The organism is Marinobacterium sp. xm-a-152 (genome assembly GCF_013282965.1).
In the GTDB taxonomy this organism is placed as follows: Bacteria; Pseudomonadota; Gammaproteobacteria; order Pseudomonadales; family Balneatricaceae; genus Marinobacterium_E.
The window spans coordinates 1-15,756 of the sequence record NZ_WBYI01000013.1; the positions used below are offsets into that span (position 1 = coordinate 1).

Consider the following 15,756-nt stretch of genomic DNA (forward strand, 5'->3'; position numbering starts at 1 on the left):
AAAAACATTACGCTAAATGAATTCACATATAGGTTGCTTGTCTTGTTAAGCTTTTGTGCTCAACCTCAACAAGCGCCCACACGCATTACCTGATTAATTGTTAAAGAGCGTGCCACCGATCTCTTGGTGGCTGCTTGAGTACTCGTCTCAAGCGAGGTGCGTATCTTACCGATATTAGACTTAGGGTCAACGCCTATTTTGTTTTTTTTTCACTTTTTTTAAAAAAAGATTAAAACTGATCATTAACTGTACAAAAGCCCCTATTTTTTGCTCATTTTTTACCCAAATTATCGCTAGTATTCAGGGATAAGCACTTTTGGACTCTTTATGTATCAGTTACCTCAGTACTCCCACATTACTTCCTTTTCTAAAGTTGCCATCTTAACCAGTGGCGGAGATTCACCTGGAATGAATCCTGCTATTCGGGCATTGGTTAGAACGGCGACCTCTTTTGGTATTGAGGTGATCGGTATTCATCGTGGATATGCAGGATTGCTGAATGAGGAGTTCGAAACACTTAATTCCAAAAGTGTCAGTGGACTCTGTCATAGAGGGGGAACCTATCTAAAGAGTGCTCGCTGTCTTGAGTTTCATGAACCGGCCACACGACAACGCGCTTTCGATATTCTCTCGAAGCACGGCATCGAAGCATTAATTGTCATTGGGGGTGACGGCTCACTTTCAGGTGCCCATGCACTCTATCAAGAGTTCTCCATTCCCGTTATTGGTCTACCAGGCACCATTGATAATGATATCTATGGTACTGATGACAGTATTGGGTTTGATACCGCTGTAACGACCGCCGTCGAAGGCATCGATAAAATCAGTGATACTGCCTATTCACATGATCGTCACTTCTTAGTTGAGGTAATGGGGCGTAACTACGGCCTGCTTGCCTGTCATGTTGCCATTGCCGCCGGCGCGGAAATGGTCATTGTTCCCGAACACCAGTCTGATATTACCGATATCAGCCAACAGCTGGCACAGCGACGCAAAGAGGGCATTGGCTCCAGTGGCATTATTGTCGTCGCTGAAGCTGGAAAGAGTGGCTGGTCTAATCAACTCTCTGAAGAGATGAGACAGCTAGGTGAAGACCCTAGAGTCTGTGTTTTAGGTCATCTGCAGCGTGGTGGAAAGCCAACAGCGCATGACCGCCTGCTTGCTGCTACGCTGGGTAACTGCGCCATTCATACACTGCTTGAAGGGAAAACGGATGTGATGGTGGGGGTAACAAAAGGTGCAGTGAGCACCACACCCCTAGAAGCCGTCATTACCCAGAAGAAGGGGTTGCCCGTTGAAGTGATGGACCTCATCAACGAGCTACAACACTAAGAATCACTAGCCCCAGCGATCGGCCACAAAGGGGTTGGTGAGTCGCTCATCACCAAAGGTCGATTCAGGACCGTGCCCCGGTATAAAGCGGATATCATCGCCAAGAGGAAACAGCTTCTCTTTAATAGAGCTGATTAACGTTGCATGATCACCCTGTGGGAAGTCGGTACGACCAATCGAACCCTTAAACAGGACATCGCCCACTTGAGCAATTTTTGCCTTACGATCAACAAACACCACATGCCCTGGGGTATGACCCGGACAGTGAATGACATCCAGTGTGATATTACCAACCATAACGGTGTCACCATCATTGAGCCACTGATCCGGCACAAAGCCCTGCACCTGCTGAAAACCAAACATCTGACTCTGCTGCTCTAACCCTTCGATCCAGAACAGATCAGCTTGCTGGGGGCCAATGATCTTAACATCCATCGATTTTGCTAGGGTGGCCGATGCACCGGCATGATCAATATGGCCGTGAGTCAGTAGAATCTTCGTCAGCGTCACGCCCTCTTCTTCGATTGCAGCCATGATTTTTTGCAGATCACCACCTGGGTCCACAACGGCCGCCTCTTTAGTCTCTGTACACCAGAAGAGAGTGCAGTTCTGTTCAAAAGGGGTGACGGGAATGACACGATAAGCCATAGCTACCTCTGGGATCAGCGCGATGCTGTCATCAATGATTTTAATTTCTGATCTCGGTAATTCGCAGCACCTCTTGGTACCTTGCCGCTGCTACCCTTTTCAAGCCAACGTTTGATGCGTTGCGCATCGGCTAGGTGGGTGCGTTTACCGTAGGAGTCCAATAGGACAATGCCTAGATTACGACCTTTGATGCGTGTTTTAAGAACCAAACACCGGCCTGCATCATCGGTATAACCGGTTTTACTGATCTGAATGGACCAACTCTTTTTATTAACCAAGGTATTGGTATTAAAAAACGCCATGGCCGTGCGTGGCCGTTTAAAGATCACATCACGTTTAGAAGAGGTCGTTACTTTGGAGAGAGTTGGATAGAGACTCACCGCCTCCAGCAGACGCATCAGATCACTTGCAGTAGAGACGTTCTTTTCGGAGAGTCCGGTAGGCTCCTGGAATCTCGTGTTGGTCATACTCAAGCCCTGTGCCGTCCAGTTCATATTATCGATGAACTGCTTAGCACCGCCAGGGTAAGCGTGAGCCAAAGTGGCCGCTGCGCGGTTTTCCGATGACATCAAAGCGATGTGTAGTACATCTGCTCGCGGAAGATTACTTCCAACACGAATGCGAGAGTGAACATTGCGCATCTCCGGTATCTGATTCACTTCAATCGTGATCCGCTCCTTCATCGGAAGGCGGCCATCTAAAGTTACTAATCCTGTCATCAACTTCGTCAACGACGCGATCGGTTGAACGCGATCGGCGTTGCGCTCATAGAGCACCTCTTGCGTGTCTAGGTCTTTGATCATAACACTGACAGAGGCAAGGTCTAGTTTAGCGGGGTCAGGGGCTGCCACAGCCGTCGCGCTAAATAGAACAAAAAATAGGGTAAAAATAGATCGCATGAACCAACAAATCCTAATATCTGTTATTAGGATACCGAAGCTACTGCAAGATTTGTATGCCTTGATATACTATCTCGCAACACTCTATAGAAATGGATCCTAGCGTGAACTCAGCTAACCTTCTTAAACAGATCAGCGATGCCAAAGCCAAGCTGCGTAAATCAGAACAGAAAGTGGCTGATTACGTTCTAGCACAGCCGAATGACATCATTCATATGCGTATTGTTGATCTGGCATCAGAAGCGATGGTCTCTGAGCCAACGGTGGTTCGTTTCTGTCGAGCGCTTCAATACGATGGGTTCCAAGATTTTAAGCTGACCTTAGCGCAAGCGCTGGCCAGTAACTCAACCTTCGAACAGTTCTCAATGAACCATGACGACACCGTTCTAGAGTTTAAGCACAAGATCTTTGACTCAATGATGGGTAATCTGGTCGAAGCACGAGAGCAGTTAGATGACCGAGCGCTAGAGGAGGCCATTCAGGCGATCGCTTCAGCGCGTCGAGTGGAGTTCTATGGCCTGGGTGCATCTGCGCCGGTCTGTGCCGATGCACAACACAAACTCTACCGCCTTAAGATCTCTGCAGCCGCCTATTCAGATCCTCACATGCAGACCATCTCAGCCGTCACACTTGGCGAAGGGGATGTGGTGGTTGCCATCTCACAAACGGGTACCACCAAGGACCTTCTACACAGTGTCAAGCTTGTTAGAGATACTGGCGCAACCGTTATCACGCTCTGCCCAGCCAACACCCCACTAGCTGAACTGGCAACCATACCGATCTTTATCGACGTAGAAGAGGACAAAGACCTAAGTACTCTGATGTCATCTCGCGTGGTCCACCTTGTTGTCATCGACGTAATAGCTGTTGGAGTTGCGATGCGGTTGGGACCTAATGCCGTCGAGCATCTTAAGACGATCAAACGCAGTCTTAGAAGTCTTCGTCAAAACGATCGTCGCCTGATGATGCGCCGACCTGACTAACGCATTTTACGTTTCACTTTTTCGTAACACTTTTTTACGACAATCGTCGCGGTTGCATTACTGAGACGCTTTCAGTAAAAAGAGATTAGAACAGTGTAGCCATGAGCGATCCGTTCATGGACGTTTGCTTAGGAGGTTGACCTATGCTGATTCGTGAAGAAGAACTAGATCCAGTAAAAACTCAAATTTTTGATCTGCTTGTGGGCTTCGAAGAGGAGAAGACGCAAGAGGAGCAAAAGTGTCAATCACAGCGACTGCTTAATGCTCGCAGAGCCATAGAGCAGCGTCGCGAAGAGCAAGAGCTCTCGACCTATTTCAATGAAGAGAGTTGGTTCGACGAAAAATAGTCGCAACCGCTCACAATAAAAAGAGAGATCGAGGCAGAGCCTATTGGAAATTTGATCTCTCTTTTACGCTTTTTCACCCAGTTCAATCATGCGGTGCACACCCGTTCTTGCCTCTCTTGGCGTCAATCCAAACTGCTTTTTGTAACAACGTGAAAAATAGCTAGTGGATGTAAATCCCGCTTTTTTCGCAACCGTTTGAATCGGAAGACGAGTCGCCTTCAACTGCTGACGTGCAAACTCAAGACGCAAACTCATGTAGTAGTTTGTCGGTGATGAGTTCAGGTGCTGTCTAAACAGTCGCTCCAACTGTCTGGTTGAGAGCCCAACTCGATCGGAGATCTGCTCACAACTTAGAACCGGTTGAATGTGCTCACGCATCAACTCCAGCGCTTGTGTCAGGCGAGGGTGACTGCCGTGTTGGCGAAGCTGCAGCTTCATACGCTGCTTATCATGAGCAGGACGGATGTTGGGGTGAATACAGTGCTCAGCGACTTGGTGGGCTAAAGATTCACCATGGCGAATCGTAATCAGCTGAAGAATCATATCCAAACCCGACAAACCACCAGAACAAGTCATCAGGTTGCCATCAATCTCATAAAGCTCTTCACTGACGTTAAGATCTGGGTAGAGCTCCGTCAGCTGATCACGCTCCTCCCAGTGGACCGTACAGGTTTTACCCTCTAACACACCGGCTTCAGCCAATAACAGAGAGCCCGTCGAGGTTGCACCTAAACTGATACCATTGCGAACCAAATTCTGTAGCCAATCGTTCAAGTAGGTTTCGGACTCTTGTTGAGCACCGATACCGCCAACCACCAACATACGATCAATCGATTCTGTATCGTTCATGCGACGTGTCGGTTGGAAACGCATACCTGTCGAGCAGGTAACGGTCTGATCGGCTGGACCATAAAAGTGCCACTCATAAAGAGTTTGACCACTTAACTGGTTCGCAAGACGCAGCGGATCAATCGTCGCCGCAAAGGAGATGATCGAGAAACCGGGCATTAGGAAAAAGCCGAAGTGTTCTGGTTTCTGCTGCACAATTGACCTACAAGTAATAAAAGTTATTACCCTAGTCTACGCTAGTTGAGAAAAGATAGGTCACAAAAATGAAAATGGGGCCGGACTAGAAGCCCAACCCCACTCATAGTAGTGCTATGAATCAGTGCTTACGAGCCGTTCGCTCGGGGATTAATCCCTCTGGGGCATATCGTAATGCAATCAGAAGCACGATACCGACCGTCATCAGACGCATGTGAGCGGCACTGTCCATCAAGTGCAGACGTAGCCAGTGAGTTGGCTCCATGAAAGAGGTTAGGGTATCCACTAACCAAAGACCAATCGGCTCCGCTTCGATCCAGAAGAACCAGATGAAGAAACCGCCCAAGACTGCACCCCAGTTATTGCCCGAGCCACCAATGATCACCATGACCCAAATGAGGAAGGTGAAACGCAATGGCTGGTAACCAACCGGTGTAAACTGACCATCCAGAGTCGTTAGCATTGCACCAGCAAGGCCAATAACCGCTGAGCCAATCACAAAGATCGTCAGGTGACGTTTAACAACATCCTTACCCATTGCGGCAGCGGCTACTTCGTTGTCACGAATAGCGCGCATCATACGACCCCAAGGTGACTTAAGTGCCGTCTCAGATAAGTACATCAAGATCGCAATGACAACGATAAACAGCCCTGCGTAACATACTTTAACGAATAGAGACGAGGCCTCTGCCACTTCCATACCCCAGTCTGCAGCAAATTGCTGGAACCAAGTTGCCTGTTGTAGATCCACCTCATAAGGAACCGGACGAGGTAGACCGTTGACGTTTTTAACACCGCGTGTCAGCCACTCTTCATTCTTAATGAAGTAGAGAACGATCTCAGAAATACCCAGCGTTGCAATCGCTAGGTAGTCAGAGCGAAGCCCCAAAGCAACTTTACCAATGACGTAAGCCGCACCGGCCGCAAACACCATACCCACAGGCCAAGAGAGGATGATTGGCAGACCTAAGCCACCAAGATATCCAGTCACTGAGGGGTTAACCGCTTCGATTGCTTCAACGGAAGGGAGGAAAAATAGACGCATCAGGGCATAACCCACAGCTATGATGACAAACAGCATCCAATAGCCAGTCTTCTTACTCTTAGCCCCAAACTGTTTCCACGCCAGGATCGACACGAAAATGGTCGCAATTAGAATCAACAGGCCGACTAAAATGCCCTGACCACCCGCAGCACGCGCCTCTTCAACCGGTGGCATAGAGACCAGAACCGCGGCCAAACCACCCAGTGCTGCAAAGCCCATCACACCAACGTTAAAGAGACCGGCATAACCCCACTGCATGTTGACACCCAGTGACATGATGGCACTGATCAAACAGAGGTTAAGAATGGTAAAGGCGACAGACCACCCCTGACCCACACCGACGATGACAAGCAGAAGCGCCATCACCGAGTAGAGAATCGGAGTGCGATATTGATTAAAAAATGTCTGATTCATTACAAGGTCTTCCCACTAAAAATACCGGTAGGTCGCACAATCAGTACGATAACCAAGATGATGAATGAAACCGCAATCTTGTAATCGGTGCCCAACAGCTGAACCAACGAATCAGGTTGGAAACTATCAGGCCCCAAGTAGGTTACGACTTTCTTGTAGGCGAAGGTGACGGCAATCTCTGAGAAGGCGATCACGTAACCACCCGCAATGGCACCCAATGGGTTACCAACCCCACCGACAATCGCTGCGGCAAAGATTGGTAAGAGCAGCTGCATAAAGCTGAATGGTTTAAAGCTCTTATCCAATCCGTATAGAGTACCGGCAATGGTCGCTAGCGCACCCACAAGGATCCAGGTAATCATCACGACACGATCTGGGTTGATACCCGACAGCAGTGCTAGATTTTCGTTGTCTGAAAAAGCACGCATCGATTTGCCGGTACGTGTTTTGTTCAGGAACCAGAACATGGCAGCTACCACAATAATCGCAGTAATAATGGTCACCGCTTGAGTCATCTTAAGAGCCAACCCTTCATCAAGGCCCGTCGCACGTTTGAAATCACGCGCCGAGAAGATGAAACGAGTTCCGTCAAAGAAGATCTGATCGCCAGGACCGATAATGAATCGCACCAGACCACCGATAAAGAACATCAAACCGATTGAGACAATCAGGAAGATCACCGGACTCGCCTTGCGCTGGCGGTGATATTTGTAAACGGTTTTATCAAGGATCAACGAGAGTGCGACAGCACCGGCAATACCCAAAGGTAGCGCCAGCAGGGCTGTTGGCAGCGGTGCAATAGAGACACCCAGCGCCTGTAAACCCCAGGTACCAAAGATGGTGATCATGGTACCAAAAGCCATCATTTCACCGTGTGCGAAGTTGGAGAAACGCAACACACCGTAGACCAGAGTGACACCCAGTGCACCGAGCGCCAACTGACTGCCGTAAGTCAGTGCAGGAACAAGAATAAAGTTAGCCAGAACAATTAGGGCATTAATAAAGTCAGTCATCGATTAACCCCCCAAGAACGAGCGACGAACATCAGGGTTAGCCAACAACGCTTCGCCTGTATCTGTGAATCGGTTAGAGCCTTGCACCAGCACGTAGCCTTTATCGGCAATCTCTAGCGCCTGTTTCGCATTCTGCTCAACCATCAAAATCGCTACACCTGTGCGAGCAATCTCTATGATGCGATCAAATAGCTCATCCATCACAATGGGTGATACACCGGCTGTGGGCTCATCCAGAAGCAGAACCTTAGGTTGCGTCATCATGGCACGACCCACCGCGACTTGCTGGCGCTGACCGCCTGAAAGCTCACCGGCTGGTTGGCGACGCTTCTCTTTCAAAATGGGGAAGAGTTCATAAACCTGTTCAATCGAATCGGAGATATCATCTTCACGTATGAAGGCGCCCATCTCAAGATTCTCTTCAACCGTCATCGAGGTGAATACGTTGTGGGTTTGAGGCACAAACCCCATCCCTTTAACCACACGCTCTTCAGGTTTAAGGTGGGTAATGTCCTCACCATCAAACATCACCTGGCCTTCTCGCAGCGGCAACATGCCAAAGGTAGCCTTCATTGCCGTCGACTTGCCAGCACCGTTAGGGCCAACGATAACCGCGATCTCACCTCGATCCACACCAATGGTGCACTCTTTGAGGATATCCGCAGCACCGTAGCCGCCGGTCATACTCTGACCTATTAAAAAACTCATGTACGCTTACCGCTTATGTTTCAAACCGGTACCGAGGTAAGCCTCGATCACCTGCTCATTGTTCTTAACTTCATCAACCGTACCCTCGGCTAAAACAGTACCTTCCGCCATACAGATAACCGGGTCACAAAGACGCGCTATGAAGTCCATATCATGCTCAATCAGGCAGAATGTGTAACCGCGCTCCTGATTCAGCTTTTTAATCGCATCGCCAATCTTGTAGAGCAGCGTACGGTTTACACCGGCACCGACCTCATCCAAGAAGACAATTTTAGGATCCACCATCATGGTGCGACCCAGTTCCAGAAGCTTCTTCTGGCCACCTGACAGGTTGCCAGCCAGTTCATCTGCAACGTGACCAATCTCTAGAAAATCGATCACCTCGTCCGCTTTCTCACGCACACGCTGCTCGTCAGCACGCACTAGATCTTTGCGGAACCAGGTATTCATTAAGCTTTCGCCAGCTTGATTAGGTGGTACCATCATCAAGTTTTCGCGAACCGTTAATGAAGAGAATTCGTGAGCCAACTGGAAGGTGCGCAATAGACCCTTACCAAACAGCTCATGTGGCTTAAGTCCGGTAATGTCTTCACCATCAAGGGTGATGCGACCTGAAGTGGGCGAGTGGTGGCCTGCGATCACGTTAAACAGCGTCGTTTTACCTGCACCGTTTGGACCGATTAGACCGGTAATTGAGCCCTTCTTAATGTGAAGGGACGCGTCATTCACGGCATGAACACCGCCAAAGCGCTTATGGAGATTTTCTACAACAATCATAATGCTCAAATGTAAAAACGGCTCGAGATTCAGTGAACCCCGAGCCTGTTTTATGCGCTATCGCTTAGCGGTAACGAACAGTTGTGTTCTGCTGGTCTTTAACCAGAATCTCACGGTAGCTACCTGCTGACTCACCGCCGCCGATCAACTCAACCGCAGTCGCACCAACGTAGTCAATCTGACCGCCGTTAGCTAGGATCTCAAGACCTTTCGCTAGCTCACCTGGGTAGATTTTCTCGCCTGGAGCGTTTGCGATTTCAAAGACGTGATCTTTAACGACTTTAGAATCTTTAGTGCCTGCTGCCTGCATCGCTAGAAGCGTCATAGCCGCTGCATCGTAAGAGTAGTCAGAGTATGGGCCAGGTGCCGCACCGGTAGCCGCAGTGAACATCTCTTTGTAAGAGTCTGATCCAGGGCTGTCAGTACCTGGAACCGTACCGATTGAACCGTTTAGATCCGGACCGATTGCAGCTGTTAGGCTGTCACCGATCATCGCATCAGGTAGGAAGAAGTGATCAAATGCACCCGCATCTAGAGATGACTGAATGATGCCTTTACCACCTTGGTCAAGGTAACCAGCAACCACTAGGATGTCACCACCTGCCTGAGCAAGAGCACCCACTTCCGCACCGTAATCGCCTTTGCCATCTTCGTGTGGAGTGTTGATAGTCACTTTACCGCCAGCCGCTTCGAAGTTTGACTGAATGCTGTCCGCTAGGCCTTTACCGTAATCGTTGTTGGTGTAAGTCATTGCGATCGACTTGTAACCTTTCTCCTGAAGCATTTCAGCAATTACTTGGCCCTGACGAGCATCAGATGGTGATGCACGGAAGAAGTAACCGTTATCTTCAAGAGTTGAAAGCGCTGGTGAAGTCGCTGAAGGAGAGAACAGAAGAACACCGTTTGGCATCGCTACGTTCTGTAGGATTGAGATCGTTGCACCAGAACAAAGAGCACCCACAATCGCATCCACTTTCTCAGCTGAGATTAGACGCTCAGCGGCTGCAGCGGCAGCAGAAGCATCAACACAGGTTGAGTCAGCACGAACTGGAGTAACCTTAGCACCACCAAGAAGCTTGCCGCTATCAGCAACTTCTTTCATAGCCATCTCTGCACCTGCAGCCATATCAGCAGCAAGTGATTCAGCAGGACCTGTAAAGCCTAGAGCAACACCAAGACGAACTTCGCTTGGCATGTGGCTGCCAGCTTGCGCCGCACCCGCGATCATTGAAGCTGCAGCTACAGCCAATGCTAATTTTTTCATTCTCTTCTCCTTATAATGAAACATCACACCACTTTATCGATTAAGTAGTAGCGATCAGTGTCTGCAGTTTTTCAACTGGCAACGCATTAACATTATCGAATGTTGACCATTCAGACAACAGATTTCAGTTACGTATTGGTCAGACCATCTGATCAATTGATGGTTAATCAATTATAGAACAGACCTGATGGGTGATTTTGCCTATTTATTGAACAGAAACTGGAAAATATTCTTTTTATTCATATTATAAAAATCAATTTTCCTAGAAATTAGAGAAATTTAGGTGATTTGCTAACCATCAAAGACTTGGCCATGCTCTTTAACAGCCTCCATACAGACAAAGGTAGAGGTACTAGAGACATAGGGTAGCTCTGAAATAGTTTCACCCAGAACCTCTCGATAGCTCGCGATATCGCGTGTACGCACTTTAAGGATGTAATCAAAGTCTGCAGCCATCATATGGCACTCCTCTATTTCAGACACAGCGCCAACTGCATCATTAAATGAAGCAAGAGCAGCAGCCCTGGTGTCACTGAGCTTAACCTGCACAAAGGCAATATGATTAGTATCGAGCAGTCCGTAATCCATGATTACGGTATAGCCACGTATCACTCCATTGCTTTCTAGCCGCTTCATTCGAATTTGGCAGGGGGTTTTAGATAATCCCACTCTATCAGCCAACTCAGTGACCGTTATCCGCCCGTTTTGCTCTAAGGTTTTTAATATCGCCAAATCATAATTATCTAAAGACACATTAGTCATATCGCCTACCAATAAAATTATTTAACTATTAGTTATCTAAATTAAAGCAAATAATAAGTTTTAAAGTCTATATATACCTATAAAAATAGACAGAAGCCCTATAAGTCTAAATCTATAATTGCATTATCAATTTAGAGGGGCTAAACATGAACGCTCAAAACACACACATCCAGATACCCTATTGCGACCAATCAGAATTAGATCAACTGCAACAGCTCATCGAGAAAGAGCAACTTCTGCAGTGGGTCACGCCTGACCTCCAGACAGTGGCGAGCAACCTAGTCACTGCGATTCGTAACAATTTTAAGCCGTCTATCCTTGAGCAATTCCTTCGTGCTTATCCTTTAGACACGCAAGAGGGACTATCGTTGATGACTTTGGCTGAGGCCTACCAACGCGTACCGGACAAACAGACGGCTAACGAACTGATTATTGATAAGCTCGCTAACCGCGACTGGTCCGTTAAAACGGCGCAGACCAGTGCACTTGTTCGCGGCGCCAGCATGGGACTGCAACTGGGCAGCGCTAGCCTCAAGATGAAACCCCTTCGCAGCGCAATACTCGCCGCGATGCGAATCGGAGTGGGTGCAGGTATGCGGCTGATGGGTCGTGCCTTCGTCCTAGGTGAAAGCATTAAAAGCGCCCAAGAGCGCGCCGGCAAACTTGAGTTCCAAGGTTACACTTTCTCTTACGATATGCTGGGTGAGGCGGCTTATACTCAGGCCGACGCCGATCGCTATTTCAATTCATACCGCAACGCCCTGCTAGCACTGATCGAGCAGTCGAAATCAACCCAGATCGAAAAGAATCCAGGCATCTCAGTAAAGTTGTCGGCGCTGCATCCGCGTTACGAGCTATTCAATGAGGACGAGGCAGTTACCCAATTAAGTGAGCGCATGCTGTCACTCTGCTCACTTGCTAAGGAGCACAATATTGGCCTCAATATTGATGCTGAAGAGTGCGCACGCCTTGAGATATCGCTCGATATCATTCGCAACCTGATTGAAGCGCCTGAGCTTTCCGGTTGGGATGGTCTGGGTATTGTTGTGCAAGCTTACAACCGCAAAGCTTATTCGGTACTGGATCAACTCTACGCTTGGGCAGATCAGAGCAATCGCAAACTGATGGTGCGTTTGGTTAAAGGTGCCTACTGGGATACCGAAATCAAACTTGCGCAGGAGCAAGGGCTGGACCATTTCCCGGTGTTCACCGCAAAGCATCACACCGATGTCAGCTACCTCGCCTGTGCGCGCAAACTGGTGCGTTACGGCGACCGCATCTACCCACAATTTGCTACTCACAATGCCCAGACAGCAGCCTGTGTACTCAACTGGGCCAAAGAGGCCGGCATTGCATTCGAAATGCAACGTCTTCATGGCATGGGAGAGGCGCTGCATCAAGAGCTCTTGGAGAAGCACCAGACAGGTTGTCGTATCTATGCGCCCGTGGGAACGCATAAAGATCTACTCGCCTACCTAGTGCGTCGTCTGCTTGAAAATGGAGCCAACTCCTCATTTGTTAGCCAGCTTGCTGACGAGGCTATCCCGCCACAGCAGGTCGTTGCGAGTCCGGTGCATCAGAAACTCATCGAGCAAGCGGTAACACCCGGCAGCGCAATATTCACTGATAGGAGTAACTCTCGCGGTTTTGACCTTGGCGAACAGGCAGAAGTCGATGCGCTTTTAGCAAGCCGCTCACTCTTTATGCAGACAATTTGGGGCGAGACAGGTGACGTCCCTGTTGTAGAGCCTTACTCGCAAGAGCTATTGGGGCACTATCAAACGACTGATCTGAGCTCAGTCGATCAGCTGTTCAATCAGGCCAAGGTTGCCCAAACGGCTTGGGCAGACAAGCCACTCAAAGGAAAACTCTTGCGACAGATCGCAGATCTTTATGAACGCGACACTCCTGAGTTACTCGCTCTACTGGCCAGAGAAGCAGGAAAGACTCTTGCTGATGCAATCAATGAAATTCGTGAAGCGGTCGACTTTCTGCGTTATTACGCCGATGAGAGCGACGGACTTGATCAACAAACTGAGGCACGAGGTGTGGCTGTCTGCATCTCACCTTGGAACTTCCCGCTGGCGATCTTTACCGGTCAAATTGCGGCTTCTGTTGGTGCCGGCAATGCGGTGTTGGCTAAACCGGCCGAACAGACCAGTTTAGTCGCTCGCAAAGCGATAGAACTCTGGAAAGAAGCGGGCATGCCAACTGACCTAGTAAAACTTGTGTTCGGAACAGGCGCACAACAGGGTAATGCACTGGTCTCACACCCAGACGTGAACGCAGTGATCTTTACCGGCTCGACAGCCACAGCGAAACGTATTGAGAAGGCACTTGCGCATAACGCTGCGCCAGATACTCTGCTGGTCGCTGAAACTGGCGGCCTGAATGCGATGATTGCCGATGCATCTGCGCTACCAGAACAAGTGGTTAAAGCGGTTATGGCATCAGCCTTCCAGAGCGCCGGCCAGCGCTGTTCAGCGCTGCGTATGCTCTACGTCCAGCGAGAGGTTTACCCGCAGATCCTCGAGATGATCACCGGCGCCATGGCGCTGTTAAAGGTGGGCGATCCAAGCGAACTGAAGTGCGATGTGGGTCCTGTTATTGATGCTACAGCTGCGCAAGCGTTGAATACTTATATTGAAGAACAACGCTCAAGAATTGTGTATCAAACTAAAACTCAAGAGCTCGACGGTCATTTTGTTACACCAACCTTGCTTGAAGTTGATGGTATCCATGATTTGGACTTCGAGCGCTTTGGCCCGATTTTACATATTGCTCCATACAATGCGGATCAACTTGATGATGTGGTCAACGATATTAACGCGCGTGGATATGGCCTAACCTTCGCAATGCATTCACGCATACAGAACAGAACTGAGCGGCTCTGTGCTGAACTCAACGTGGGGAACTGCTACATCAACCGCAACCAGATTGGGGCTATAGTCGAGTCTCAGCCTTTTGGCGGGGAAGGTATGTCAGGGACCGGACCTAAAGCGGGTGGGCCAAACTATCTCGTCAATCTAACACAACCGGAGACAATTGAGAGTCAGTATCAACCTAACCCCTTAGACCTGCTATCAGCAGAACAGGTGCAATCAGCATGGCAGACTCTGCGATCTCAATTTAAACCTCTTGCTCGTGAACTTCTAACACAATGCCCTAGTGTTACGGGTGAAGATAATCAGCTATTCACATCAGCTAGAGGTTATTGGTTAGTCGCTGGCGACGAGCAAGCTTGGCAGCAAGCCATTGCAAGTGCATCAACCGGCAACCCAACGCTACTGCTAACCAAAAAGATTCCTGACAGTGACATCATGAAAGATCTACCCATTATCTGTTTGGCCGGCGATCTGGATCCAGGACTGTTAACTGAGCTTGCAGACTTGGCAGGCGTATCTGTTAGCGCTCACGAAGCGTTATGTAAGCAGATTCGTATTACTCTCAGTCAAAGGGAGGGGGCGATCATTCCACTTCTCAAGTCTAAAGGGCACTCGGTTTACCACCGTAAAGAGCAACATATTTGCGAAGACACCACCGCTTCAGGGGGAAATGCAGCACTGCTAATGAGTTAATAGTATCGTTAACTCAAGACAGGCAAGGGGGTGATTTGCTATAACTCTTCAGTAGATTATCCCCTAGGTATCAAAGCCCATCATGCAACCATCAACCATCGGTATTCTGTTCTGTTTAGCGTCCATGTTGTCGTTTGCTATTCAGGACATCATCACTAAACACCTGCTAGTAGGGGGTTTGCCCCTAAGTCAGTTGTTACTGGTGCGATACCTGTTTTTTACCCTGTTTGCCGTCATGCTTGCCGGAGGGTTGCGGCAATCTGTTGTGGGACTTAAATCGGCACAGCCGATGCTGCAGCTGGGTCGTGCGGCGCTGTCGATTACCGAGATAATCTTTATTAACCTGTCATTCACGCTGATGTTGGTGGCAAAGGTACACGCGATCGTCGCGCTTTTTCCCCTGATTACGTTGGTTATGGCGCGATTTATCCTGAAAGAGGAACTGACGAGAAGAAGGGTGATAGCGGTTTTGATCGGTCTTACCGGTGCGATGATTATCATTCAGCCGAGCAGTGCCGGTATCTCGATCGAGTTACTGATGCCGCTGAGTGGCGCCATTGCATTAGCCAGTTTCTCGATTCTAACCAAATACCTGAGTGGCAGAGATGGATTCAAAACACACACCCTCTACATGGGGCTAGTAGGTTTGGTGCTGGCGCTGCCATTTGGCCTGTTTCAGTGGATTCAGCCATCGACAGAGCAGAGTGCACTGCTAATCGCATTAGCCATTATGAATATTGGCTCCCAGCTTTTTTACATTAAAGCGATGGACTATGCAGATGCGAGCACCCTGCAGCCGTTTAACTACACGCTGCTACTCTTTGCCACTCTGGCTGCATTAATTCTACTGGGCGAGGTACCCACACTGATGACGCTACTTGGCGGCGCCATCATCGTTGTGGGTGGTTTGATTGCCATGGGGCGGTTAGCCCCAAGGTAGTT

At 48.9% G+C, this 15,756-nt stretch carries 14 protein-coding genes; 5 read left to right on the forward strand and 9 right to left on the reverse strand.

What is annotated here, in order from left to right:
- Nucleotides 1-327 precede the first annotated feature (327 nt).
- On the forward strand, nt 328-1,332 hold the full coding sequence (gene pfkA / locus XMA152_RS11665; protein WP_173482135.1) for a 6-phosphofructokinase: 1,005 nt from the start codon (nt 328-330) through the stop codon (nt 1,330-1,332).
- Between the two features lie 6 nt (nt 1,333-1,338).
- Here the strand turns inward: pfkA and XMA152_RS11670 are convergent, their stop codons facing one another.
- Together XMA152_RS11670 and pbpG are read right to left on the reverse strand one after the other, a co-directional pair.
- A complete protein-coding gene (locus XMA152_RS11670) occupies nt 1,339-1,980 on the reverse strand; it encodes an MBL fold metallo-hydrolase (RefSeq protein WP_173482136.1) in 642 nt (213 codons plus the stop codon).
- A 14-nt stretch (nt 1,981-1,994) separates the two neighbouring features.
- Nucleotides 1,995-2,879, reverse strand: coding sequence for a D-alanyl-D-alanine endopeptidase (gene pbpG, locus XMA152_RS11675; protein ID WP_173482137.1), 885 nt, complete (start codon nt 2,877-2,879; stop codon nt 1,995-1,997).
- Between the two features lie 104 nt (nt 2,880-2,983).
- On the opposite strand from pbpG, the gene XMA152_RS11680 reads away from it, so the two are divergent.
- Both XMA152_RS11680 and XMA152_RS11685 read left to right on the forward strand, forming a co-directional pair.
- Nucleotides 2,984-3,862: an SIS domain-containing protein gene (locus tag XMA152_RS11680; protein ID WP_173482138.1), complete on the forward strand. Its 879-nt coding sequence runs from the start codon at nt 2,984-2,986 to the stop codon at nt 3,860-3,862.
- 143 nt (nt 3,863-4,005) lie between these two features.
- Nucleotides 4,006-4,209 carry a PA3496 family putative envelope integrity protein gene (locus XMA152_RS11685; protein WP_173482139.1) on the forward strand — a complete coding sequence of 68 codons (204 nt, stop codon included), beginning with the start codon at nt 4,006-4,008 and terminating at the stop codon, nt 4,207-4,209.
- A 63-nt stretch (nt 4,210-4,272) separates the two neighbouring features.
- Here XMA152_RS11685 and XMA152_RS11690 read toward each other — a convergent pair whose 3' ends face one another.
- The 7 genes from XMA152_RS11690 to XMA152_RS11720 form a co-directional block, all read right to left on the reverse strand.
- Nucleotides 4,273-5,253: a GlxA family transcriptional regulator gene (locus XMA152_RS11690; RefSeq protein ID WP_371731475.1), complete on the reverse strand. Its 981-nt coding sequence runs from the start codon at nt 5,251-5,253 to the stop codon at nt 4,273-4,275.
- A gap of 121 nt (nt 5,254-5,374) precedes the next feature.
- A complete protein-coding gene (locus XMA152_RS11695; protein ID WP_173482140.1) occupies nt 5,375-6,712 on the reverse strand; it encodes a branched-chain amino acid ABC transporter permease in 1,338 nt (445 codons plus the stop codon).
- Nucleotides 6,712-7,725: a branched-chain amino acid ABC transporter permease gene (locus XMA152_RS11700; RefSeq protein WP_173482141.1), complete on the reverse strand. Its 1,014-nt coding sequence runs from the start codon at nt 7,723-7,725 to the stop codon at nt 6,712-6,714. The genes XMA152_RS11695 and XMA152_RS11700 overlap by 1 nt, the downstream gene beginning before the upstream one ends.
- A gap of 3 nt (nt 7,726-7,728) precedes the next feature.
- Nucleotides 7,729-8,433 carry an ABC transporter ATP-binding protein gene (locus XMA152_RS11705; protein WP_173482142.1) on the reverse strand — a complete coding sequence of 235 codons (705 nt, stop codon included), beginning with the start codon at nt 8,431-8,433 and terminating at the stop codon, nt 7,729-7,731.
- A gap of 6 nt (nt 8,434-8,439) precedes the next feature.
- On the reverse strand, nt 8,440-9,210 hold the full coding sequence (locus tag XMA152_RS11710) for an ABC transporter ATP-binding protein (RefSeq protein ID WP_173482143.1): 771 nt from the start codon (nt 9,208-9,210) through the stop codon (nt 8,440-8,442).
- A 64-nt stretch (nt 9,211-9,274) separates the two neighbouring features.
- Nucleotides 9,275-10,474: an ABC transporter substrate-binding protein gene (locus XMA152_RS11715; protein ID WP_173482144.1), complete on the reverse strand. Its 1,200-nt coding sequence runs from the start codon at nt 10,472-10,474 to the stop codon at nt 9,275-9,277.
- 291 nt (nt 10,475-10,765) lie between these two features.
- Complete coding sequence (locus XMA152_RS11720) at nt 10,766-11,236, reverse strand: Lrp/AsnC ligand binding domain-containing protein (protein WP_173482145.1); 471 nt, start codon at nt 11,234-11,236, stop codon at nt 10,766-10,768.
- Between the two features lie 146 nt (nt 11,237-11,382).
- Between XMA152_RS11720 and putA the strand changes: the two genes are divergently transcribed.
- Nucleotides 11,383-14,814 (forward strand): bifunctional proline dehydrogenase/L-glutamate gamma-semialdehyde dehydrogenase PutA, encoded by a 3,432-nt coding sequence (gene putA, locus XMA152_RS11725; RefSeq protein WP_173483704.1) that lies wholly within the window; start codon nt 11,383-11,385, stop codon nt 14,812-14,814.
- Between the two features lie 82 nt (nt 14,815-14,896).
- The gene (locus tag XMA152_RS11730) at nt 14,897-15,754 is read left to right on the forward strand and encodes a DMT family transporter (RefSeq protein WP_173483705.1); all 858 of its coding nucleotides are present in this window, start codon (nt 14,897-14,899) and stop codon (nt 15,752-15,754) included.
- Nucleotides 15,755-15,756 lie beyond the last annotated feature (2 nt).